22 protein-coding genes are annotated in these 23179 nt (G+C 69.6%); 17 read left to right on the top strand and 5 right to left on the bottom strand.

What is annotated here, in order from left to right:
* Window positions 1-3 precede the first annotated feature (3 nt).
* The gene (locus JD292_RS07565) at window positions 4-1578 is read right to left on the bottom strand and encodes a PucR family transcriptional regulator (protein WP_200132132.1); all 1575 of its coding nucleotides are present in this window, start codon (window positions 1576-1578) and stop codon (window positions 4-6) included.
* A gap of 33 nt (window positions 1579-1611) precedes the next feature.
* The gene (locus tag JD292_RS07560; protein WP_200132131.1) at window positions 1612-2802 is read right to left on the bottom strand and encodes an aminotransferase-like domain-containing protein; all 1191 of its coding nucleotides are present in this window, start codon (window positions 2800-2802) and stop codon (window positions 1612-1614) included.
* Window positions 2803-3011: 209 nt separating this feature from the next.
* Between JD292_RS07560 and JD292_RS07555 the strand changes: the two genes are divergently transcribed.
* The gene (locus tag JD292_RS07555) at window positions 3012-4439 is read left to right on the top strand and encodes an aldehyde dehydrogenase family protein (protein WP_200132130.1); all 1428 of its coding nucleotides are present in this window, start codon (window positions 3012-3014) and stop codon (window positions 4437-4439) included.
* Between the two features lie 127 nt (window positions 4440-4566).
* Here JD292_RS07555 and JD292_RS07550 read toward each other — a convergent pair whose 3' ends face one another.
* Both JD292_RS07550 and JD292_RS07545 read right to left on the bottom strand, forming a co-directional pair.
* On the bottom strand, window positions 4567-5430 hold the full coding sequence (locus JD292_RS07550) for a 3-hydroxyacyl-CoA dehydrogenase family protein (RefSeq protein ID WP_200132129.1): 864 nt from the start codon (window positions 5428-5430) through the stop codon (window positions 4567-4569).
* The gene (locus JD292_RS07545; RefSeq protein WP_200132128.1) at window positions 5430-7070 is read right to left on the bottom strand and encodes an amidohydrolase; all 1641 of its coding nucleotides are present in this window, start codon (window positions 7068-7070) and stop codon (window positions 5430-5432) included. Before JD292_RS07545 ends, JD292_RS07550 begins: the two co-directional genes overlap by 1 nt.
* Window positions 7071-7199: 129 nt before the next feature.
* Between JD292_RS07545 and gcvPA the strand changes: the two genes are divergently transcribed.
* From gcvPA to JD292_RS07485, 12 genes are all read left to right on the top strand, one after another.
* A complete protein-coding gene (gene gcvPA, locus JD292_RS07540) occupies window positions 7200-8597 on the top strand; it encodes an aminomethyl-transferring glycine dehydrogenase subunit GcvPA (protein WP_439649266.1) in 1398 nt (465 codons plus the stop codon).
* Window positions 8594-10258 carry an aminomethyl-transferring glycine dehydrogenase subunit GcvPB gene (gene gcvPB, locus JD292_RS07535; RefSeq protein ID WP_200132126.1) on the top strand — a complete coding sequence of 555 codons (1665 nt, stop codon included), beginning with the start codon at window positions 8594-8596 and terminating at the stop codon, window positions 10256-10258. The genes gcvPA and gcvPB overlap by 4 nt, the downstream gene beginning before the upstream one ends.
* 18 nt (window positions 10259-10276) lie before the next feature.
* Entirely contained in the window at window positions 10277-11521 is a 1245-nt protein-coding gene (locus tag JD292_RS07530) for an ATP-NAD kinase family protein (protein WP_200132125.1), read from the top strand.
* Window positions 11522-11688: 167 nt separating this feature from the next.
* Window positions 11689-13020, top strand: a complete 1332-nt coding sequence (locus tag JD292_RS07525; RefSeq protein ID WP_200132124.1) for an MFS transporter — start codon at window positions 11689-11691, stop codon at window positions 13018-13020.
* A gap of 288 nt (window positions 13021-13308) precedes the next feature.
* On the top strand, window positions 13309-14238 hold the full coding sequence (locus JD292_RS07520) for a substrate-binding periplasmic protein (protein WP_200132123.1): 930 nt from the start codon (window positions 13309-13311) through the stop codon (window positions 14236-14238).
* Window positions 14239-14298: 60 nt separating this feature from the next.
* On the top strand, window positions 14299-15060 hold the full coding sequence (locus tag JD292_RS07515) for an amino acid ABC transporter permease (protein WP_200132122.1): 762 nt from the start codon (window positions 14299-14301) through the stop codon (window positions 15058-15060).
* Entirely contained in the window at window positions 15060-15842 is a 783-nt protein-coding gene (locus JD292_RS07510) for an amino acid ABC transporter ATP-binding protein (RefSeq protein WP_304599287.1), read from the top strand. The genes JD292_RS07515 and JD292_RS07510 overlap by 1 nt, the downstream gene beginning before the upstream one ends.
* Window positions 15843-15957: 115 nt before the next feature.
* On the top strand, window positions 15958-17601 hold the full coding sequence (locus tag JD292_RS07505) for a thiamine pyrophosphate-dependent enzyme (protein WP_200132121.1): 1644 nt from the start codon (window positions 15958-15960) through the stop codon (window positions 17599-17601).
* A 211-nt stretch (window positions 17602-17812) separates the two neighbouring features.
* Window positions 17813-18049 carry a 50S ribosomal protein L28 gene (gene rpmB / locus JD292_RS07500; protein WP_025134215.1) on the top strand — a complete coding sequence of 79 codons (237 nt, stop codon included), beginning with the start codon at window positions 17813-17815 and terminating at the stop codon, window positions 18047-18049.
* Complete coding sequence (gene rpmG / locus JD292_RS07495) at window positions 18049-18216, top strand: 50S ribosomal protein L33 (protein WP_046454849.1); 168 nt, start codon at window positions 18049-18051, stop codon at window positions 18214-18216. Before rpmB ends, rpmG begins: the two co-directional genes overlap by 1 nt.
* A gap of 2 nt (window positions 18217-18218) precedes the next feature.
* Window positions 18219-18524: a 30S ribosomal protein S14 gene (rpsN, locus tag JD292_RS07490; protein WP_200132120.1), complete on the top strand. Its 306-nt coding sequence runs from the start codon at window positions 18219-18221 to the stop codon at window positions 18522-18524.
* A 137-nt stretch (window positions 18525-18661) separates the two neighbouring features.
* Window positions 18662-19357 carry a GntR family transcriptional regulator gene (locus JD292_RS07485; protein WP_200132119.1) on the top strand — a complete coding sequence of 232 codons (696 nt, stop codon included), beginning with the start codon at window positions 18662-18664 and terminating at the stop codon, window positions 19355-19357.
* Here the strand turns inward: JD292_RS07485 and JD292_RS07480 are convergent.
* The gene (locus JD292_RS07480) at window positions 19348-19863 is read right to left on the bottom strand and encodes a RidA family protein (RefSeq protein WP_200132118.1); all 516 of its coding nucleotides are present in this window, start codon (window positions 19861-19863) and stop codon (window positions 19348-19350) included. The two genes, JD292_RS07485 and JD292_RS07480, sit on opposite strands and share 10 nt — an antisense overlap.
* Window positions 19864-19928: 65 nt before the next feature.
* On the opposite strand from JD292_RS07480, the gene JD292_RS07475 reads away from it, so the two are divergent.
* From JD292_RS07475 to ehuD, 4 genes are all read left to right on the top strand, one after another.
* Window positions 19929-20687 (top strand): maleate cis-trans isomerase family protein, encoded by a 759-nt coding sequence (locus tag JD292_RS07475; protein ID WP_200132117.1) that lies wholly within the window; start codon window positions 19929-19931, stop codon window positions 20685-20687.
* Window positions 20688-20888: 201 nt separating this feature from the next.
* Window positions 20889-21800 (top strand): ectoine/hydroxyectoine ABC transporter substrate-binding protein EhuB, encoded by a 912-nt coding sequence (gene ehuB, locus JD292_RS07470; RefSeq protein ID WP_200132116.1) that lies wholly within the window; start codon window positions 20889-20891, stop codon window positions 21798-21800.
* 24 nt (window positions 21801-21824) lie between these two features.
* Window positions 21825-22520 (top strand): ectoine/hydroxyectoine ABC transporter permease subunit EhuC, encoded by a 696-nt coding sequence (ehuC, locus tag JD292_RS07465; RefSeq protein ID WP_200132115.1) that lies wholly within the window; start codon window positions 21825-21827, stop codon window positions 22518-22520.
* Complete coding sequence (gene ehuD, locus JD292_RS07460; RefSeq protein ID WP_200132114.1) at window positions 22517-23176, top strand: ectoine/hydroxyectoine ABC transporter permease subunit EhuD; 660 nt, start codon at window positions 22517-22519, stop codon at window positions 23174-23176. Before ehuC ends, ehuD begins: the two co-directional genes overlap by 4 nt.
* The last annotated feature ends 3 nt before the right edge of the window (window positions 23177-23179 follow it).

Raw genomic sequence — 23179 nt, 5'->3', positions numbered from 1 at the left:
GGATCAGCGGTTGGACGAGGTGGAGGGGGAGCGATCCGCGGCGGCCTCGGGTTCACCGACGTCGCTCGTGCGGCACTCGATCGCGAGCCAGAGCTCGAGAAAATCCTCGGGGTTCGCAAGGTTTCTCCCGGTCAGTTCCATAATCCGGGTCACACGTGCGCGGACGGTGTGGCGGTGGACGCCCAGCGCCTCCGCCGTCGCCTCGTGGTTGCCGAGCGCCGTGAGATAGGCGCGGACGGTTTTCACGAGCTCGCCCCTGCCCGAACGGTCCGCCTCGTCGAGGGGCGCGAGCACCTCGTCGGCGAAGCGGTGGCGGGCCTCCGGATCGCCCATCTGCATGAGGGCGCGATACCCGCCGGTGTCGGCGCGTTCGAGCAGCGGGACGTCGCGGGAGATCGCGACGGTGCGCGCGAAGCGGGCCTGCGACAGGCTCTCGGCGATGCCGAGCAGCGGGCGGCGCTCGCCCAGGCCGGAGTGGCCGAGGCGGAGCTGCTGCACGAGCTCGCGCAGCGGATCGGCGAGCGGCCCGTGCGCGTTGATGAGCGCGAAGATGCAGCCGTCAGGCATCCGGGTCACGAGCACCTCGTCGCACAGCTCGAGCACCTCGGCGATGAACTGGTCGTAGTCCGCCTCGTCGGAGGGGAGCCCCGTGCTGAGGACCTCGATGTGCGTGGCCTCGACGCCGTGCTGTGCGAGGTAGCGCTGCACGTCCGTGACCGTGCTCGAGTCCGCGAGGAGCCCGTTGAGGAGCTGCGATTCGAGCATGCGGCGGTGCTTCTGCGAGGCCATGCGGCGCTCGAGCAGGATCCCGAGCAGCGACGCGGCGAGCCCGAGCGCTGCCCGGTCGTGCACGCTCAAGGCGGACGGTTTCGAGCGGGTGAGGATCCCCGAGAGGCGGCCCTCCGTGCCGAGGGGGAGAACGACGAGCGAGTCCTCCTGCCCCTCCATCGAGATCGACCAGCGGAGCCCCTCGCGCAGCCGCGCGCGCAGTTCGTCGCGGATCGGCGTCACCCGTTCCTCGGCCGCGGCGCTGCTCTTCGCGAGCACGCGCAGCCGCTCGTCGAGCACGACGGTCTGGAAGCCGAGCACCCGGTTCAGCACCTCGACGATCCGGTCGGGGCCGCCGGCGCTCGACGCGGCCTCGCTGAGCTGCCGCTGCACCGAGAAAGAGCGCACGAGGTCCTGATTGGCCGCGTGATAGAGCGCGTCCGAGACCTTCTGCACGACGCTCTGCATGAGCGTGTCGTGCGGCACGTGGATGAGCGCGAGACCGTGCTTCTCCGCGGCCGCGATCAGCCCCTTCGGGATCGACGGATAGGGCAGGCTCGGCCCGGTGCTCATGCCCACCACCGAGACCTGCGCGCTCGCCACCCTGCTGCAGTACTCGTCCCACGCCGTGGCGCTGTCTTTGAGCGCGAAACCTGTGGTGAGCAGGAGTTCCTTGCCGAGGAGCCAGGGTGACGGGTCGACGAGCTCACTCACGTGCGCCCACCTGATCTCGGGTGAGGCTCCGGTCGGAGTCACCACGGGCGTCAGGCCGAGCTCGGGGATTTCAAAGACGTCGTGCAGGCGGATCATGCTGGGCTTTCTTGCGACCGCTGGCGCGGGGCCCTAGACGCTGCGGAAGGCGTTGTACCCCTCCGCGATGCGACGGATGCCCTGGCTGATTCGGTCGACGGGCAGTGTCGGAAAACCCAGCCTACCCCGGCTGTATCGGGGGTTTTCGCTGTAGAACGACGAACCGGGAACAAACGCGACGCGGTACTCGGGGATGAGCACCTCGCGGAGGAACCGATCCGTATCGACGTCCTCGGGGAACTCCAGCCACAGGAACAGGCCGCCCTGCGGCGTCACGTAGCGGATGTCGTCGGAGAGCTCGGCGCGCAGCGCCGCGACCGTGTGGTCGCGCTTCCCGCGGTAGTGGTCGCGGATCCGATCGAGGTGTGCGTCGTAGTCCTGCTCCTCGAGATAGTTCGAGATCGCCGCCATGTTCAGGGTGCTGTTCTGCGTGTCCGACGCGAGTTTCAAGAGCGCCAGCCGTTCGATGAGCTCGGCATCGGCGACCACCCACGCCGTGCGCAGGCCCGGTGCGAGCGTCTTCGAGAAGCTTCCGACGTGGAACACGCGCCCGTCGGTGTCGAAGCTCTTCAGGGTCGGCAGCGGGGCCGCGCCGAAGTACAGCTCACGGTAGGGGGCGTCCTCGAGGATCACGACATCGTGCTCTCGGGCGAGCTCAACGACCCTGCGGCGGCGCTCCGTTGTCATCGTCACGCCGGTCGGATTGTGGAAATCGGGGATCGTGTAGATGAGCTTCGCGCGCGGGTTCGCGCGCAGCACCTCCTCGAGATGATCGGGATCCATTCCGTGATCGTCGGTGCGCACCGCGCGATACTCCGGCTCGTACGGGTTCAGGCCGACGAGGCCGCCGAGGAAGGTGGGCTCCTCCGTGAGCACGACATCGCCCGGCTCGAGCCACATCTTGCCGACCAGGTCGATGGCCTGCTGGGCGCCCTGAACGAGGAACAGGTGCTCCGGGCCGCACTCCATCCCGTCGGCGCGCATCCGCTCGGCAAGCTGCTCGCGCAGGCGCGGCAGGCCCTCGGAGTGGGTGTACTGCAGCGATACCGCTGCCTGCTCGCCGAGGGCGCGGGCGTAGGCCGCGGCCAGCTCCCGCGCGGGAAACAGATCCGGATCGGGGTAGCCGCCCCCGAAGGAGATGACGTCGGGATCCGCCGCGAGCGCGAGCAGCTCCCGGATCGCCGACGGCCGGACGAGTTGCATCCGTGAGGCTTGCTGCGGCATGGGAGCTCCTTCGCTGATCAGGGGATCGTGAGCCCGCGCTGGCTGATGATCCGAGCCTTAAGATAGCGCCACCCCGCGCGCAGCGGGATTCGACACAACGGATAGCCGCCGCACCCGATCTCGCCGCACTGTACAACGCCAGCCGCCCGGCTCGTTCGTAGGCTGGTGCCGCGCACCGAGGCGCCCCGGATCCGCGGGAGTCAACGGCGATGCGCGCAAGCGAAACGTGGATTCCGAGGAGGACCCCGATGGTGTACAGAGTGGTGAACCCGGCGACGGGCGAGCAGGGCGACGCGCTCGCGCCCCTGAGCGATGCGGAACTCGAGGCGACGATCGCGCGGGCCGACGCCGCCAGGGCGACCCTTGGCGCGCTGAGCCTCGACGAGCGCTCCGCGATCCTGCGCCGGACGGCGGATCTCCATCAGGAGCGCCGTGAGGAGCTCGCCGACATTATCGTGCGCGAGGTCGGGAAGCCCCGCTGGCAGGCCCTCGGCGAGATCGACTTCGTCGTGCTCATCTACCGCTACTACGGGGAAGAGGGCGCCCAGTACCTCGCCGACGAGGTCATCGACTCGAAGCGCGGCCGCACGGCGATCGTGCGCCCCACCCCACTCGGGGCCCTGCTCGGGATCATGCCGTGGAACTTCCCGTTCTACCAGATCGCGCGCTTCGCGGCGCCGAACCTGCTCGCCGGGAACACGATCCTGCTGAAGCCGGCCTCGCAGTGCCCGGAGTCGTCCGCGGCGATCGCCGCAATCCTCGCCGAGGCGGGTCTGCCTGAGGGCGCGTACCAGAACCTCTTCCTCGAGAGCGCCAGGATCGAGGGCGTCATCGCCGACCCGCGCGTGCGCGGCGTCTCCCTCACCGGTTCCGAGGCCGCGGGCCGCTCCGTCGGCGAGCTCGCCGGGCGATACCTCAAGCCCGTCGTGCTCGAGCTCGGCGGCTCCGATCCGTTCATCGTGCTCAGCGTCGACCGCATGGAGGACGCGATCACTGCGGCGTTCAACTCGCGTCTCCACAACAGCGGCCAGGCGTGCAACGGCGCGAAGCGCTTCATCATCATCGACGAGCTGTACGACGCATTCCGCGACGCGTTCGTCGGGGCGCTCGCCGCAGCTCCCGTGGGGGATCCGGACCTCGAGGGCGTGCGTGTCGGCCCGATGTCCTCGGTCGCGGCGGCCGAGGAGCTCGAGCAGCAGGTTGCGCGCGCGGTGGCGGACGGTGCGAAGCTGACGCTCGGCGACGGCGTCGCCGACGGCGCGTTCTTCCGGACCACGGCGCTCGAGGAGGTCCCGGTCGGATCGGGGACGTCGCAGACCGAGTTCTTCGGCCCCGTCGCCCAGTTCTACCGCGTCGGCTCCGAGGCCGAGGCGATCGAGCTCGCGAACGACATCCCGTTCGGGCTCGGCTCCTACCTGTTCACGACGGACCGCGAGCAGGCGTTCCGGGTTGCCGACGCGCTCGACACCGGCATGGTCTACGTCAACGAGTCCCTCGCCGACTCGCCGGAACTCCCGTTCGGCGGCACGAAGGCGTCGGGCTTCGGCCGCGAGCTCGGGCGCTACGCGATCTCCGAGTTCCTGAACCAGAAGCTCATCCACCTGCCGAGCGAGGCCGACTGGCCGGTCGCGCGGTAGCGCGGAAGCTGGTCGCGGGAGCGATCCCGCCGTTCGAACGGGGAGGCGTGGCAGCAGCCGGGCCTCCCCGTCGCGGCGTGGGGATGCGGTTACGCTGGCCGCACCGGGAGCGGCCCGGTTGACCGGCCTAGCGCTCCTCGGCGGGCCAGGTGAAGAAGCCCTGCCCGCTCTTCCTGCCGAGCTTCCCCGCCGCGACCATGTCCCGCATGATCCGGGGCGGCTCGAACCTCGGGCCGAGCTCGGCCGCGAGGTACTCGGCGATCGCGAGGCGCACGTCGAGGCCGACCATGTCGGTCATGCGGAGGGGGCCGACGGCGTGCTGGTAGCCGAGGCGCATGCCCCGGTCGATGTCCTCCGCGGACGCGACGCCCTCTTCGAGCATGCGCATGGCCTCGAGGCCGATCGCGAGCCCGAGGCGCGAGGTCGCGAAGCCCGGCACGTCCCGTGCGGTGATCGCCTCACGGCCGAGGCGCTCGGTCCAGAGCTGGGCGCGCTCCACCGTCGCGCCCGCGACGCCGGGGTGCAGGATCAGCTCGGTCAGCACGGTGTCGGGCACGGGCTGGAAAAAGTGCATGCCGAGGAACCGCTCGGGCCGGGCGAGGGCCCCGGCGAGCGACGCGATGCTCAGCGAGCTCGTGTTCGAGCACAGGATCCCATCGGCGGCGAGCTGCCCCTCCGCCTCGCGTAGGACGCGATGCTTGAGCTCCGGGATCTCGGGCACCGCCTCGACGATGAGGTCGGCGACCGGGGCATCCGCGAGGGATCCCGCGACTGAGAAGCGGGCAGGGGCGTCGTCGGCGCCGCGCGCCGTCGCGTCGGAGATGACCCCGAGCGCGAGTTCCTCGCGACGCTCCGGGTCCGTCTCCACGAGGACGACGCGGTCGGGCGTGCGCGCGAGCGCGGCGATCGCGATCCCGCGCCCCATCGTGCCGCCGCCGATCACGATCAGCGTCAGCGGGAGACCGGGATCCTGATCCGCGCGCTCGCTCATCAGGCGCCGCCCGCGAGACCGGACGGGTCGTAGCGGAACTCGCCCGCCACCGCGGTCGCGAGCACGGGGAGCGCGGCGATCCGGGTGGGATCCCCGCCGACGAGATCGCCGTCGAGCACCGCGAGATCGGCGTGGTAGCCGGCGCGGAGCATGCCGAGGCGGTCGCCCAGGCCGATCGCCAGGGCCGGGTCGATCGTGTAGCCGCGGAGCGCGGTGAGCACGTCGACGCTCTCGTGCGGGCTGAACGCTGCGCCGGTGGCAGTGCGGCGCAGCACGGCGTCCTGGATCGCGCGCAGCGGGCGTCCCGAGACCACGGGGCGGTCACTGCCGCAGATCACCGTGACCCCGGCGTCGAGCAGGGAGCGGTGGCGGTAGGTCCACGGCGTGCGGTCGCCGAGACCGGCCATGACGTTGTCGCCCAGCGCGCTCACGAACTCCGGCTGGATCGAGGCGATCACGCCGTCCGCCGCGTAGCGCGCGACCTGATCATCGCGCAGAATCGAGGCGTGCTCGATGCGGTGCCGCCACCGGTTCCGCGGTGCGGCGGCGCGCGCGGCGGCGATCACGTCGAGCGCGACGTCGTTCGCGGCGTCGCCGATCGCGTGCACCGCGAGCTGCCAGCCCGCTCGGGTGGCCGAGCAGGCGAGCCCCGTGAGCTCCTCGCGGCCGAACTGCATGACGCCCGTGCCGCCGTGATCGCAGAACGGCTCGGCGAGCGCCGCCGTGCGGCTGCTGATCGCCCCGTCCGTGAACATCTTGAGCGCGCCGATACCGAGGAAGTCGTCGCCGAAGCCGGAACGAAGCCCCAGATCAAGGCCCAGATCCACGAGATCGCTCGGCGCGGAGACCACGGAGTGGAGGTTCTCCATCGACACCATGAGGCGCACCCGCACGCCGAGCCGGCCGCGCTCCTGCGCCACCTGGTAGGGGAGCAGCTCGATCGGGCTCGACCCGACCACGGCGGAATCCCCGATCCCGGCCTCGCCGACCGAGGTGATGCCCTCGGAGAGGAAGCGGTCGCTCGCGCGGCCGAGCGCCTCCGCGAGCACCTCGACCGAGTGCGGCCTCGTGAGGTCGCGGAAGGGCGCCATCGCCTGCTCGCCGACGAGACCCGTCGGCTCGCCATCGGCCTCGCGCTCCACGAACCCGCCGTCGGGGACGGGCCAGCCCGGCGCACGCGCGCCGACGAGCTCGAACACGGGCGTGCTCGCCACGAGCATGTGGGTGGTGCGGTGGTTCACGATCACGTTGCGGCCCGGCGCCGCCCGGTCGAGGCCCGAGCGGGTCGGATGCCCGCCGAGCAGGTGCTGATCGTAGGAGTCTGCGACGATCCACTGGCGATCCGGCTCGCGCGCCGCGAGCTCGGCGATCGCGGCGTACAGCTCGTCGAGCGAGCCCAGCGCCCCGGCGTCGATGTTCGCGAGGCTGCGCCCGAACGTCGCCATGTGGTTGTGCGCGTCGTGGAAGCCCGGGACGATCGTGCGCCCACCGGCGTCGATCGTGCGCTGCGCGGGAAGGTCGGGAATCTGCTCGTCCAGGCCGACGATCCTGCCCTGCCAGATCCCGATCCGGGCCGCCGTTGGCCGCTCGGGATCCATGGTGAGCACGCGCGCGTTAGTAATCAGTGCATCGAGTTTCACAAGGCTCATCGTATGACCGGCGCGCGAGCGCGGCATTTCGACATCGTGTCCACGGCATGCCGTGAAATGTACGGCTTGGACAGCCGGTCGGCTCCCCCTCTCTCCCTATCTTTGAGCGAAGCGACGCAGATGAAAGGGACGGTAACGATGCCAAGCACCCCACATCCGTATCTTCCGAACTCGGTTCCGGAAGTACGGCAAGAGATGCTCGACACCATCGGGGTGGCGACCATCGACGATCTTTACAACACGATTCCGACGGAACTCCGCATGCGCGAGGGCCTCGATCTGCCGGCCGCGCTGAGCAGTGAGGCGCACCTCGTCTCCCACATGCGCGGCGTGCTCGGCAAGAACCGCCCGGCGGCCCCGGCGACGAGCTTCCTCGGTTACGGCTGCTACCAGCACTTCGTTCCCGCGACCTGCGGTGAGATCAACGGCCGGGCCGAGTTCCTCACCGCCTACGCGGGCGAGTCGACCGAGGATCACGGCAAGTGGCAGGCGCTGTTCGAGTACACGAGCCTGATGGCGGAGCTGCTCGACATGGACGTCGTGTCGATCCCCACCTACGACGGCTACCAGGCCGCAGCGACGGCGCTGCGCATGGGCCTGCGCCTCACCGGCCGCTCCGAGGTGGTCATCTCGACCGCGATGGAGGCCGGCAAGCTCGAGAAGATCCGCACCTACCTGCCCGACGACGTCGAGGTCCGCCTCGTCGACGTCGACGAGGCCACCGGCCGTCTCGATCCCGCGACGGTCGCGTCGCTGATCGGAGACGAAACCGCTGCCGTGCTCATCGAGTCGCCCAACGTCTTCGGCGTTGTCGAGACGGGGGCGCGCGAGATCGCGGGGACGGCGCACGCGCACGGCACGGTCGTCGTCGCCGCGACCGACCCGGTGGCGCTCGGCTACCTCGAGGCCCCGGCCAACTGGGGCGCCGACATCGTGTGCGGCGACATCCAGTCGCTCGGCGTCGGGATGCACTTCGGCGGCGGCCACGGCGGCTTCATCGCCACGCACGACGAGCCCGAGTTCGTGTTCGAGTTCGCCTCGCGACTCTTCGGCCTCTCGCCGACGGAGGAGCCTGGCGAGATCGGTTTCACCGACGTGGCCTACGAGCGCACCTCGCTCGCCCGCCGCGAGGAGGGCAACGAGTGGGTCGGCACGGCGGCGTCGCTGTGGGCGATCACCGCGGGCGTCTACCTCTCGCTCATGGGGCCGGAGGGCATGCGCGGCCTCGGCGAGTACGTCGCGGGGATGACCCGCTACGCGAAGGACCGGATCGCAGCGCTGCCCGGTTTCACGGTGCCGCACGCCGACTCCGCGAACTGGCGCGAGTTCGTGATCCGTCACGACACGCTCTCGGCGGCTGAGCTCCGCGCGCGCATGCTCGAGCGCGGATTCCACGCCGGAGTCGACCTCGGCAAATTCTTCCTCGGGCGAGACGGCGACCTGCTCGTCGCCGTCACCGAACAGCACACGCAGGCAGACATCGACGCGCTCGCGCGCGAGTTGGGAGCAATCGCATGACCACGGCACCTGACACCACCGGCGTTCCCGCGGTGTCCCGCGACCTGAGCGCGCCGCGCGAGTACCACGCGCCGCGCTGGCAGGAACCCCTGATCTTCAGCTACGACGTCCCCGGGAGCCGCGGCATCCACGTGCCCGAGCTGCCCGCGGAGCTCCGCGAGGGCCTCGCGGAGTCTCCCGAGGCGTCCGCCGCATCCGATCGCGCGATCGGCCTGCCCTCCGTGGCGCAGGCGCAGGTCCAGCGCCACTTCCTGCGACTCTCGCAGGAGACGCTCGGGGCGGACCTCAACGTCGATATCGGCCAGGGCACCTGCACCATGAAGTACAGCCCGAAGGTCAACGAGCAGTTCGTGCGCGCACCCGAGGCCGCGGAGATCCACCCGCTGCAGGACGAGTCGACCGTGCAGGGCGCCCTCCAGGTGATCCACGAGCTCGAGCGCTACCTGTGCGAGATCTCGGGCATGGACGCGGTTTCGCTGCAGGCCCCGGCCGGATCGGCGGCGATCTTCGGCAACGTGAGCCTCGTGAAGGCGTACCACGCGGCCCGCGGCGCCTCGGATCAGCGCACCGAGATCGTCACGACGGTGTTCTCGCACCCCTCGAACGCGGCGACCGCGAAGACCCTGGGGTACAAGGTCATCACGCTGTACCCGGGCGAGGACGGGCTCGTGAGCCTCGAGGCGCTGCGCGAGGTGCTCTCCGAGCGCACCGCCGCCGTGCTCATCACGAACCCCGAGGACACGGGGATCTTCAACCCCGACATTGCGGAGATCGTGGCCGCGGTTCACGAGGTCGGCGCCCTCGGCGTCTACGACCAGGCGAACGCGAACGGCATGCTCGGGATCACGAGCGCCCGCCAGGCCGGCTTCGACATCTGCCACTTCAACCTGCACAAGACGTTCTCCACGCCGCACGCCTGCGGTGGCCCCGCTGCGGGCGCCATGTGCGTCACCGCGGAGATCGAGCCGTTCCTCCCCGGGCCGCGCGTCCGCGAGCGCGACGGCGAGTTCTTCCTGGAGGAGGCCGGTCCCGAGGCCGTGGCACCGATCCGCCCGTTCTACGGCGTCGTGCCGAACCTGATCCGCGCGTACGCCTGGATCCGGGCGCTCGGCCCCGACGGGCTGCGGGCCGTCGCCGAGGACGCCGTGCTGAACAACAACTACATCGCGGCTCGCCTGCGCGACGAGCCGGGCGTGGAAGCCTCCTACGAGGTGCCCGGCCGCCTGCCGATCGAGCAGGTGCGCTACAGCTGGCAGCGGCTCGCCGACGAGACGGGGGTCACCTCGGCCGATCTCGGCAGCCGGATGGCGGACTTCGGGTTCCACTACTGGACGAGCCACCACCCGTACATCGTCCCCGAGCCCGCGACGATCGAGCCGACCGAGTCCTACTCGAAGGCCGAACTCGACGAGTACGTCAACGCGCTCATGCGCGTCGCCGCGGAGGCCCGCGAGAACCCGGAGCTCGTGCGCACGGCGCCCCACCGCAGCAGCATCCACCGGGTGCGCGAGGAGGCGATGAGCGATCCCGAGACCTGGGCGACGTCGTGGCGGGCCTACGAGCGCAAGTACCTGGGTCGCGAGACCTCGGTGCCGACGCACTGGACGCCGCCGGCCGGGTTCGTGCCGCGCGACCGCCCCGAGAAGGCGTTCCACCGCTGATCTGCGGTTTCGATACACATGCGCGCTGAAGCGAACGCCTCGCCGCCCGCGATCGGCCTCGTCGTCAATCCCCTCGCGGGGATCGGCGGCGAGGTCGGCCTCGGCGGCAGCGACGGTGCGCGCGTGCAGGAGGAGGCCTCGCGGCTGGGCGGCAGGCCGCGCTCGCCGGAGCGGGCGGCGCGCTTCGTCCGTGAACTCGAACGACTCGTGCCCGGCGCGCGCGTGCTCACGGGGCCGGGGGCGCTCGGCGAGGACGTCGCGCCGGGCGCCGAGATCGTCCCGGTGCCCGAGGGCATCGGAGCCGACGGCGCAACGACCGCCGCGGCGACCGCGAGCCTCGCCCGCTCGCTCGCCGAGCGCGGCGCCGCGCTGATCGTGTTCGTCGGCGGCGACGGCACGGCGCGCGACGTGATGCGCGGCATTGGCCGCGGAAGCATTGGCGCCGGGGGACCGGGCGCAGCCGCGGGCCCGGGTGCCGACGCGGGACAGGGTGCCGCCGCGACACAGGACGCCGTCGGACCGGGCGACGCAGCGACCGCTCGCGGCGCCGAACAGCTCTGCCTCGGTGTCCCCGCCGGGGTGAAGATGCACTCCGGCGTGTTCGCCGTCACCCCGGAGGACGCGGCGGCGCAGGCAGCTGAGGTCCTCGCGGGCCGCGGCCGCAGCGTGGAGCGCGACGTCGTCGACCTGGACGAGGACGCGCGCCGCGCCGGCGTGCTCTCCACCGCGATCTTCGGGACCATGCGGGTGCCACTGCACGAGCGGATGCAGCGCGGCAAGCGCTCGCCGGCGCACGGCAGCGGCATCGACGCTGCCGGCGTCGCCGCGGAGCTCCGCGAGAGCGCAGCGGGCCTCACGCTCGTGTTCGGCCCGGGGACGACGACGGCGCGCGTGGCCGAGCGGTTCGGGATCGAGCCGACGCTGCTCGGCTTCGACGCCATCTCGCCCGACGGCACGATCCGGCACGGACTCACCGGCGAGGAGCTCGAGCGGATCGCGGAGGCGGGCGACTTCGCCGTCGTGCTGTCGCCGGTCGGCGGTCAGGGCTTTGTCATCGGGCGCGGAAACCACCAGCTCACGGCGCGAGTCCTGGAGCGTCTGGAGCGCGAACGGCTGATCCTGGTGGCCGAACCGGCCAAGCTCGGCGAGCTCGCCGGCCGGCTCAGGATCGATGCGCCGACCGCCGAACTCAACGCGAAATTCCGCGGAACCGCGCGGGTCCTGCTCGGCCAGGGCGAGATCGCGGTCGGGCGCATCGAGTAGCCCTCGCGCGGGGAACGCTCCGCTCTGTATACCGGGAGAACCGTGTTCGACCATGTGTACCCCTCGCCGAGCGGCGGCGTCGGAAAGGATGAAACGGGCCGGACGAATCGGCCGCAGACCCCACCTGGCCGCGCCGCGGCCGGTACCCGAAGATCAAGGAGGATCTTGTGAGCGAGACGACCATCAGCCCTGAGCGCAGGCGGCAGGTGAACCGCGTCGCGGCCTCCGCCTTCGCGGGCACCGCGATGGAGTGGTACGACTACATCCTGTACGGCACGGCATCGGCGATCGTGTTCACGAAGCTGTTCTTCCCGGCCGAGGACCTCGCCGTGGCGACCCTGCTCTCGTTCGCGACCTTCGCCGCCGGCTTCGTCGCGCGCCCGCTCGGCGCCCTCATCTTCGGCCACATCGGCGACCGTATCGGCCGCCGCGCCGCCGTCGTCGGGTCGATCGCGCTGATGGGACTGGCGACGGGCCTCATCGGCCTGCTGCCCACCTACGAGGCGATCGGTGTGGGGGCGGCGATCGCGCTCCTCTTCATGCGACTCTGCCAGGGCATCTCCGCCGGCGGCGAGTGGGGCGGGGCGATGGTGCTCGTCCTGGAGCACGCGCCGAAGTCCCGGCAGGGGATCTACTCCGCGATCCCGCAGCTCGGGTCCCCGATCGCGACGCTCCTCTCCACCGGCGCGCTCACGATCGTGTCGACCCTCCCCGATGACGCCTTCTTCTCGTGGGGCTGGCGCATCCCGTTCCTGCTCGCCTTCCCGTTCCTCGCCGTCGGCCTCTACCTGCGCTTCAAGGTCGAGGAGTCGCCCGTGTTCAAGGAGCTGCAGGCGCAGAAGGAGGTCGTGAAGGTCCCGATCCTGAGCGCGATCCGCCACACCGGCGGCCGGATGGTCCTCGGCGGAATGGCCGCGCTGCTCGGCGGCTCGGGGTTCTTCATCGTGACGACCTTCCTCATCAGCTACGGCACGCAGGAGCTCGGCTACGACCGGCAGACGATGCTCACGGCGACGCTCTGGGGCGCGCTCGTGCAGATCGCGGTCATCATCACTTCGGGACGGATCGCAGACCGGATCGGCCCCTGGAAGGTCTGCGCCGCGGGCGGCCTGATCGCGGCAGTGCTCGCGTTCCCCGTGTTCTGGCTCGTGGACACCGGCAACATCGGCCTCGCGACGCTCGGCATCATGATCGGCATGGGCTCGCTCACGATCCCCTACGGCCCCATCGGCTCGCTCCTGTCCGGGCTGTTCCCGGCGAAGTACCGCTACAGCGCGATGGCCGTCTCCTACAACGTGTTCGGCATCATCGGCGGCTTCCTCCCGATCCTGTCGCAGTCGATCCTGATCGCGACCGGGAACCAGTCCTGGGGCGTTTCGCTGCTGCTCGCTGCGGTCGCGCTCACGACCATGATCGGAGCGATCGGCGCTGGCTCGGCGGCGGTCCGCCGCAAGCGAGCGGCGGAGGACGCCGAGGAGGCCGAACTCCTCGGCCAGTAGCCCCGCGCGCGACACACACGGAGGACGGCCCCCGCAACCGCGGGAGGCCGTCTTCCGTGTTTTCTGCGTTGATCAGGAACGATCCGGGCTCCCGGCGCTCCTGTACAGACCGTACGGTTCGGAAAGGCAGGTTGTCCGCATCGTCGGGTCACGATCGCGTCAACCCTCGGAATACTGAAGGTGGCCTCGGTACCCCAGAGGGTTCGGCCGGACGCCGGGCAAGGATTCCGCGAGTGTCGCATCGATGCTCACGGGCAGCACGCGTCAACGATTTCAAGGAGGAAATTGATGAAGAAGAAGCTGATCACCGCAACACTTGCGGCGGCCCTGGTCGTGACCGCATCGCTCGCGGGCTGCTCCAGCGGAGATACCGAGAAGAAGGGCGATGCAGGCGCGGCGAAGGTCGACACCGTCGAGGACGGCAAGCTCATCGTCACGTTCGGCCCGTACATGCCGTACTCGGGCGAGGAGGGCGGCAAGGCCGTCGGTCTCGATGGCGACATGATCAACGAGATCGCGAAGCGCCTCGACCTCGACGTCGAGGTCGCCGTCACCGACTTCGCCGGCATGCTGTCGGGCGTGCAGACGCACCGCGCCGACGTCGCGATCGGCACGATCAACTGGACCGAGGAGCGCGCGAAGACCGCCTTCTACACCGACGACACGTACTACAACCCGCCCGTCGTCGGCAGCAAGGAAGGCGACAACTTCAAGACGATCGACGACCTCAAGGGCAAGAAGATCGGCACGGTGACCGGGTACTCCTTCGTCGACGCTATCCCCGAGATCGACGGCGCCGAGGCCGTGCTGTTCCCGCGCATGGAGGACGTCGTCGAGGCGTTCGCCGGCGGCCGCGTCGACGCGATCCTGCTCGATCCGCTCGTCGTCACCTACACGGCGAAGCAGCGCCCCGACATCAAGCTGCAGACCAACTACCTCGAGGCACCGACCCCCGAGCAGGTCAAGGAGAAGCCCGGCCTCGCCGCGCTGCTCCCCGCGATCACCGCGCTCTACGCCGGCAACGAGTCCGTCGAGGGTGCGCTCACCAAGGAGATCCGCGCCATGTACAAGGACGGCACCATGGCGAAGCTCATCACCGAGGTCGGAGGCGATCCCAAGGAGTACATGAACGCTCCCAAGGAGGTCACCGACCGCCGCATCGGCGTCGACCGCAAGGACGGCTGGACCCCGCCGTCCGCGGAGCTCAAGAGCGAGTAATCGACCGTTGGGCCCGGCGCGCACCGCGCCGGGCCCAACCTCACACGGGAGCATCTGAACATGTTGCAGACAGCCTTTTTCACCGTCTCGTGGGGTGAATTCATCCCCGAGCTCCTCAACGGCCTGCTCACCACGCTGAAATACACGGTCGTCGGATTCGTCGGCGCCGTGATCCTCGGCATGCTCGCCGCACTCATGCGGCGCTCGCGGATCGCGCCACTGCGCATCATTGCCGCGATCTACACCGAGTTCTTCAAGAACATCCCCCTGCTCGTGATCGTGTTCGTGATCTACTTCGGCCTCGCAACGTCGGGGCTGAAGCTCGACGCGTTCACCTCGGGAACGATCGCGCTCGTGCTGTTCTACGGCGCGTACCTGTCGGAGATCTTCCGCGCAGCGATGAACGGCGTCGACCGCGGCCAGACGGAGGGCGCCCAGGCGCTCGGCATGAAGGGCTCGGCGATCTTCTTCCACATCATCGCGCCGCAGGCCGTCCGGCTCGCGCTGCCGGGCATGAACGCCTACCTCGTCGACCTGCTCAAGGGAACCTCGATCCTCGTCACGATCGCCGCCGGCGAGCTGATGGCGAAGGGCCAGGTCATCGCGGCGAAGACGTTCGCGCCGCTCGAGGTGTACATCGTGATCGCGCTGATCTACTTCGTGCTCTGCTACCCGGTCTCGCAGCTGCTGCTGTGGATCGAGCGCAAGGTGCACCGCGGCGATCCGCTCTTCCCCGGCCGGAAGCGCCGCCTGTCGAAGATCCGTCGGGAGCTCGCCGACACCTACAACGTGACGACCGCCGTGATGCGAAGGGTGCCGTGATGACTGAAAAGAAAACCCCGATGACCGGATCGATCGGGCTCGTCGAGCCCGCGATCGAGGTCCGCAACCTCGTCAAGGCGTACGGCGACAACGTCGTGCTCAAGGGCATCGACCTCGCGATCGCCCGCTCCGAGATCGTCAGCGTTCTCGGCGCGAGCGGCGGCGGCAAGAGCACGTTCATCCGCTGCCTGAACCTGCTCGAGACCCCGCGCTCCGGCACACTCGACCTGCTCGGTCAGGAGGTCTTCAACGACGGCCTCGTGCAGGGCGTCGACCTCGCCGGGATGCGGGCGAAGGTGGGCATGGTGTTCCAGCGCTTCAACCTCTTCCCCCACCTCACGGCCGCGGAGAACGTGGTCATCGCGCAGAAGCTGTCGCTCGGGACGCCGGAGGACGAGGCGATCAAGAACGCGCTTCGACTGCTCGACCGGGTCGGTCTCAGCCATCGCGCGATGGCGTTCCCGCCCGACATGTCGGGCGGCGAGCAGCAGCGCGTCGCGATCGCCAGGGCCCTCGCCCTGAAGCCCGAGGTGCTGCTCTTCGACGAGCCGACCTCGTCGCTCGACCCCGAGTCGACGCTCGAGGTGCTGAAGGTCATGGAGGAGCTCGCCGACGAGGGCATGACGATGGTGATCGTGACCCACGAGGTCGAGTTCGCGCGCAACATCTCCGACTACGTGATCTTCATGTCCGAGGGTCGGATCGTGGAGCAGGGCAGCCCGGAGTGGATGGACAATCCGAGCGATCCGCGCGCCCGCCGATTCCTGTCCTCGGACGGCTGACCGCACCGAGATCACCCCAGCGCGGGTCCGGCTCCGGCCGGGCCCGCTGCCATCCCAGCAGGGCCTGCGGCCCGCCACACCCCCGGACCACGCGGTCCCCCAGCGAAGGAAGCACATGCAGCAGTTCTCGGACATCAGCGCCGGCCACCTCATCGTCAAGCAGCTCGAGAACGAGGGCGTCTCCCGGGTGTATTGCGTGCCGGGCGAGAGCTACCTCGACGTGCTCGACGGCCTCTACGACTCCTCGATCCACACGGTCGTCTGCCGCCAGGAGGGCGGCGTCGGCATGGCCGCGATGGCCGAGGGCCGCCTGACGGGCCGCGCCGGAGTTGCGATGGTGACCCGCGGCCCCGGTGCGGCGAACGCCTCGATCGCGGTGCACAACGCGTGGCAGGACGGCACCCCGATCGTGCTCTTCGTCGGCCTTGTCGACAGCCGCGAGCGCGAGCGCGAGGCGTTCCAGGACTTCTCGCTCGGCGGCTGGTACGCGACCACCGCGAAGCGCGTGTTCACGATCGACAACCCGGCGGAGGCGGCCAGGGTGGTCCGCGATGCGTTTGCGATCGCTGAATCGGGGAAGCCGGGCCCCGTGGTCGTCGGCCTCCCCGAGGACCTGCTCAAGCACCGGGTCACCGCGACGACGGAGGATCGCCCGGACGCGCGCCCGGCGGTACCCTCCGCCGCCGATCTCGACGACGTCATCGCGCGCCTCCGCGGCGCGACCGCCCCCGCGATCATCCTCGGCGGCGAGGTCTGGAGCGCCGAGGCGGCCCGCGCGGCCGCCGAGCTCGGCGAGGCCCTCGCCGTTCCCGTCGCGACCGACTTCCGCGCGGCCGACCTCGTCGACAACGACAGCCCCGCCTACGTCGGCATGCTCGGCTACGGCCGCGACCCCGAGCTCAGCGCGCTGATCGCGGACAGCGACGTGCTGCTCTTCATCGGAACGGGCCGCGCCGACGTGCTCAGCGACGGCTACACGATCGGCGGCGACGCGCTCACGATCATCGCGAGCCCCGACCCCGAACTGCAGGGCCATCACGGCCGCGTCGACGTGAGCTTCACGGTCGATCCGAGCGTCTTCACGATCGCGCTCGCGGAGCGCGCCGTCGCCGCGGGCGGTGCCCCCGCCGAGGCGAAGTCCGCGCGGCTCGCCGCGGCGCGCGCCGCCTTCGAGAAGTACTCGACGCCGGCGCCCGACGGCAGCCGCTACGCGGACCTCGGCAGGGTCATGGAGGCCGTGAGCGAGCTGAAGAAGGACGACGCGATCGTGACCTTCGGCGCGGGCAACTACGCGATCTGGCCGCAGCGCTACCTGCCGTCGCGCGCGTACCCCTCGCTCGTCGCGCCGAAGAACGGCGCGATGGGGCTCGGGATCCCCGCCGCGGTCGGCGCCGCGATGTCGCATCCGGATCGCCAGGTGATCTCCTTCGCGGGAGACGGCTGCTTCATGATGAACGGCCAGGAGGTCGCGACCGCCGTCGCCGAGGGCGCGAACCTCACGATCTTCGTCTTCGACAACGGGATCTACGGCACGATCCGCGTGCACCAGGAGCGGGACTACCCAGGCCGGATCAGCGGTACCCGCCTCACGAACCCCGACTTCGCGAAGTACGCCGACGCGTTCGGCGGCACGGGCTTCACGCTCGACGGCACGCAGGACGCGCGCGAGGTCGTCGCCGAGGCGTTCGCCACGCCGGGCGTGACGATCGTGCACGTGAAGGCCGATCCCGAGGTGCGCGAACCGCGACCGCAGGCCTGAGCGGGCGGCAGGAGCGGCGGCGAGCCGACACACCCGGCTTGCCAGATGAGCCGGTCTCGCCTAAGCTTGCTCTTTGGCTGTGCACCGTCCCAGTGCACGCGCCGCGTGGGGTGCGTCCCGTCGCCCGGTTTCGGCCGGGCGGTGAGCGATCCCGTGCAGACAAGAAATCTTGGGTGAGGCCGTCCGGTCTCACGGTATGAGAGGAAAAACCATGGCAGCAGTGTGCCAGGTGACCGGCGCCGTTCCCGGCTTCGGTCACAACATTTCGCACTCGCACCGTCGCACCAAGCGTCGGTTCGATCCGAACATCCAGAAGAAGACCTATTTCGTGCCGTCGCTCGGCCGCAAGGTGACCCTGACCCTCTCGGTCAAGGGCATCAAGGTCATCGATGCCCGTGGCATCGAGGCCGTGGTCGCTGACCTGCAGAAGCGTGGGGTGAAGTTCTAGTGGCTAAGGACAAGGACGTACGTCCGATCATCAAGCTCCGCTCGACCGCGGGCACCGGGTTCACCTACGTGACCCGCAAGAACCGTCGGAACACCCCCGATCGTCTCGTGCTCAAGAAGTACGACCCGGTGGTCCGCAAGCACGTCGAGTTCCGAGAGGAGCGTTAATCATGGCGAAGAAGAGCATGATTGCGAAGAACAAGCAGCGCCAGGCGATCGTCGAGCGCTACGCAGAGCGCCGCGCGGAGCTCAAGAAGGCCCTCGTGGACCCGAACGGGACCGACGAGAGCCGCGAGGCCGCACGCGTCGGCCTCCAGAAGCTGCCCCGCAACGCCTCGCCGGTGCGCGTGCGCAGCCGCGACGTCATCGACGGCCGTCCCCGTGGCGTGCTGACGAAGTACGGCGTTTCGCGTGTTCGCTTCCGCGACATGGCGCACCGCGGCGAGCTGCCCGGCATCACCAAGTCGAGCTGGTAAGCACCGCTTCAGCGTCTCGAACGGGCGCGGATCCCTCGTGGGTCCGCGCCCGTTCGGCGTTTTCGCGACCGGCGGGGCCAAAGTAGTATGGCACTGGTGGAGGCGAGGCCCCACTGGGAACCGAGGAGTCGATCGTGATGGATGGCGTATCAATATCCCCGATCAAGAGTGAATCAACGGCCGCCCTGATCGCGCGGAAGCTTCGCGAGATGATCTCTGACGGCAGTTTCGCTCCCGGCCAGCAGCTGTTCGAGGTCGAACTGGCGAAACGCTTCGGGGTGAGCCGCGGGATTCTCCGCGAGGCGATGCAGCGGCTGACCCAGGAGGGACTGCTGATCAGCCGCCCCAATCGCGGGGTGTTCGTCGCGGAGTTCGGCCCGGCTGAGGTGTTCGATATCTACACGGCGCGGCTCGCGGTCGAGCGCGCCGCCTGCCTCAAGGTGATCGATGTCCTGGGGGCGGGGGAGCAGCTCGCCGATCAACTCGACGCGCTCACCGACCGGCTGGAGGGACTGCTCGCCGGCGAGGCGAGCGATTACGAGCTGCTGAGCCTCGACATCGAGTTCCACGAGTGCATGGTGCGAGCCGCGAAAAGCACCCGCCTGAGCAGAATGCACGCCACGCTCGCGACCGAGAGCCGCATGAGCAGCGCGGTGCTCGACGAGCGGGACTACCCGCTCTCCGACCGCATCGAGGAGCACCGCGAGATCGCCGAGGCGATCAGGGAGAAGAATGTGCCGAATCTGCACAGGCTGCTCGCGGAGCACATGGATCGCGCGGTCGAGACGATCGTCAGGCGCCTCGACCCTGAGGGCGTTTCCGCTCAGGCCTGAAGCGACCGAGCGGCGCCAGGCGTCGCCTCGGCGGAGTGCGGCACGCGCCGCTGCGCGATGACACTCACCTCGACCGGCGCCCCGTCCGGGAGGGAGGCGACGCCGACCGCGGCGCGCGAGTGCCGTCCGGCCTCCCCGAGGCACTCGATGAGCACCTCCGACGCGCCGTCGATCACGGCGGGGTGCGCGGTGAACTCGGGAGTCGCCGCTACGTAGCCGGTGACAGTGACGATTCGGGCGATCTTCTCGAGCCCGCCGAGGTGGGCGCCCAGCGCGGAGAGCGCGTTGAGGGCGGCGCCCCGGGCGAGCCGCCTGGCCTCCTCGGGGCTGACCTCGGCGCCGACGCGGCCTCGGATCGGGAGTTCTCCCGCAATGTGCGGGGTCTGGCCCGCCACGAAGAGGAGCCCGTCCGCCTCGCGCACGGGAAGGTAGTTGGCCGCGGGCGGCGGCGGTGGCGGGAGCAGCGGCTCGATCGCGGAGGGGTCGAAGAATTCAGGGCTGGACATTCTCACTCCCGAGGTTCACAGTAGTTGGTAGGAATGTTGACAATCTAACAAACTGGGGGCCGGAAATGAATGCTCGGGTGGAAACGCGGCGCGGCGGCTTCCGCGGCCCGGCCCTCGGCGTGGTCGTCCCCTTCGACATGGAGCTCGACCGCGAACTCTGGCGCTGGCTGCCGGAGGACGTTGATCTCCTGATCACGCGCACCCCCTACGTCGACGACGCGGTGACGATCGAGTTCGCGCGCGAGCTCACCCACGGCGCGGCGATCCCCGTCGCCGTGCGCAGCGTGGTTGCCGGCCGGGCGCGCGTCGTCGCGTACGCGTGCACCTCCGCGAGCTTCGTGGGCGGTCGCGGCGGCGAGGCCGTGCTGCGCGAGACCATGACCGGGGCTGGGGCGCAGGAGGCGATCACGACCTCGGGGGCCATCATCGAGGCCCTGTCCGCGCTCGGGGCCCGTCGCGTGGCGGTCGCGACCCCGTATCTTCCCGAGCTCTCGGCGCTCCTGGATCGGTATCTCGCCGAGTGGGGGATTGAGGTGGCGGTCCACATGGCGCTCGGGCTCGACCGGGCGATCTGGGAGGTGTCGAGCGCGCGGATCGCGGCGCTCGTGCGCGAGGTGGACCGGCCCGAAGCCGACGCGATCGTGCTGAGCTGCACGAACCTGCCGAGCTACGAGTTGATCGCCCCGCTCGAAGAGGAGCTGGGCAAGCCGATCGTCACGGCGAATCAGGCGACGATGTGGGCGGCGCTCGGGCGGATGGGCCGGGCACCGGTCGGGGAGGGGCAGGCGCTTGCGTCGCGCGAATGGGTCCCGCTCGGGCGATGAGCCGACCGGCCCCGTCCGCGTTCGGGGCCGCCACGACGGACGCTCCCGAAGGTAACGGTTGTATCACGAACTCGCACCAGCGAGTTGACGCGGGTCCAGAAATTCAGAATCGTTGGATTGCAGAATTGTCCGACAGTTCCACAATCAACGTCCGGATCGTTCTTCCGTCCCAGAGTTGTGACCGAATCGAAGGAGCCCGAAATGGCCCACATCATCTCCCAGCGCACCCGCCGCCTCACGGCGGTCATCGTCGGCGGCGCATTCCTCGCCGGCGTCCTCGCCGGCTGTACGACCACCTCCCCTGGCGGCGGTGGCGGCGGATCCGCCGGCGGCGGCGCATCCGGCGTCGGCAAGACCGTCGCGCAGGCCAAGAAGGACGGCTACCTCCGCGTCGCCATCGCCAACGAGCCGCCCTACACGCAGGTCAACGCGGACGGGACGGTCACGGGCGCCGAGCCCGACGTGCTGCACGCCGTCCTCAAGACCATGGACATCCCCGAGATCGAGGGCGTCACGACCCCCTACGAGTCGATGATCCCCGGGCTCAACGCCGGTCGCTGGGACGTCGTCGCGGCCGGCCTGTTCATGAAGCAGTCCCGCTGCGCGGCGGTTGCCTACTCCGAACCCGTGATCGTCTCGACCGAGTCCTTCGGCGTCCCCGTCGGGAACCCGAAGAACATCACGACCGTGAAGAACGTCCTCGACAACAAGGACTTGAAGATCGCGGTGCTCTCCGGCGGCTTCGAGGAGGGCATCCTCAAGACCGCGAAGGTTCCGAGCAACCAGCAGGTCCTCGTGAAGGACGCGCGCAGCGGCATGGAGGCCGTCACGGCGAAGCGCGCCGACGCGTTCCTGCTCCCGACCCTCTCCCTGAATGACCTGGTCAAGAGCGACAAGTCGATCGAGGTGACGAAGCCGATCGAGGACGCGCCGAAGACGGGATCCGGAGCGGCCTTCCGCAAGGAGGACAAGGAGCTGCGCGACGAGTACAACAAGGCCCTCGCGAAGTTCAAGGAGACTCCCGAGTTCGCCAAGATCCTCGAGAAGTGGGGCTTCGACCCCGAGGCGGTGAAGGGCGTCACGTCCGAAGAGCTCTGCAAGAACGAGGGCTGAGCGGCCCTCCCCTCGGAGTTCCCCATGGATGCAGTCATTGAGTACTCGGCCCTGATGGGGCAGGGGCTTCTGGTCACGATCCTCGTGACCGTGCTCGGGGCGGCCCTGACCATCCTCGTCGCGTTCGCGGCGGGGCTGGCCGGGCTGTCCCAGCACGGGTTCCTGCGCTGGCCGTCGTACATCTTCGTCGAGTTCTTCCGCGGATCGGGCCTGCTCGTGCAGATGTTCTGGTTCTTCTACGCGCTCCCGTTTCTCGGCATCGAACTCAATCCGGTCTTCGCTGGCGTGCTCGCGCTCGGCCTCAACGAGGGCGCCTACGCCGCCGAGGTCGTGCGCGGCACGATCCGCTCCCGCCCGCGTGGGCAGACCGAGGCCGCGATCGCGCTCGGCATGGGCCCGGTGAAACGGCTGTGGCGGATCCTGATCCCGCAGTCGATTCCGGCGATGCTGCCCTCGTTCGGCAACGTCATGGTCGATCTGCTGAAGAACACCTCCCTCGTCTCCCTCGTGACGGTCTCGGATCTCACCTGGCGCGCCTTCAACGCGCGCACCGTGACGGGCGCGACGGTGGAGCTCTTCCTCACGATCCTCGTGATCTACTACCTGCTCTCGCTCGGAATCGGGTGGATTACGCGGTTCCTCGAGCGCCGCTTCGCGCTGGACCGGAAGGCGCTGCGCGACACCCGTAAGCGCACCCTGATCGGGGCGGTGTCGCGATGAACATCTGGGATAACAACTTCGTCGCGCAGATTTTCCCCGATCTGTGGAACGGCTTCCTGCTGACGCTGTGGATCACGTTCGTCGCGTTCGTCATCAGCCTCGCGGTCGGCCTCGTCATGGCGGTCCTCCGGTTCATCAGGATCCCCGTCGTGTCGCACCTCGCGGCGTTTTACGTCTCCTTCGTGCGCGGCACGCCGCTGCTCGTGCAGGCGTACATCGCGTACTTCGTGCTGCCCTACTTCGGGATCGCGTTCGACCCGCTTCCGACCGGCATCGTGGTGCTCGGCCTGAACTACAGCGCCTACACCGCCGAGGTGTACCGTTCGGGCATCGAGCAGCTCCCGCAGGGGCAGTGGGAGGCGGCGAAAGCGCTCAGCCTGCCTGCGGCCCGCACCTGGTTCCGGATCGTCGTGCCCCAGGCGGTCCGACCGATCATCCCGGTGCTCGGAAACTACCTGATCATGATGTTCAAGGACTCGGCGATCCTGTCGTCGATCACGATCCTCGAGCTCATGGGCACCTCGCTGCAGATCGGCAGCAACTTCTACCGCTACCTCGAACCGATCACGATCGCCGGGCTGCTGTACCTCGCCGTCAGCTTCCCCTGCTCGCTGCTCATTCGACGATTGGAGCACCGCCTTGTCCCCGCACACTGACAT

The sequence above is a fragment of the Leucobacter edaphi genome (genome assembly GCF_016522535.1).
Taxonomy (GTDB): Bacteria; Actinomycetota; Actinomycetes; order Actinomycetales; family Microbacteriaceae; genus Leucobacter; species Leucobacter edaphi.
This window is presented reverse-complemented; position numbering and strand designations above follow the sequence as displayed.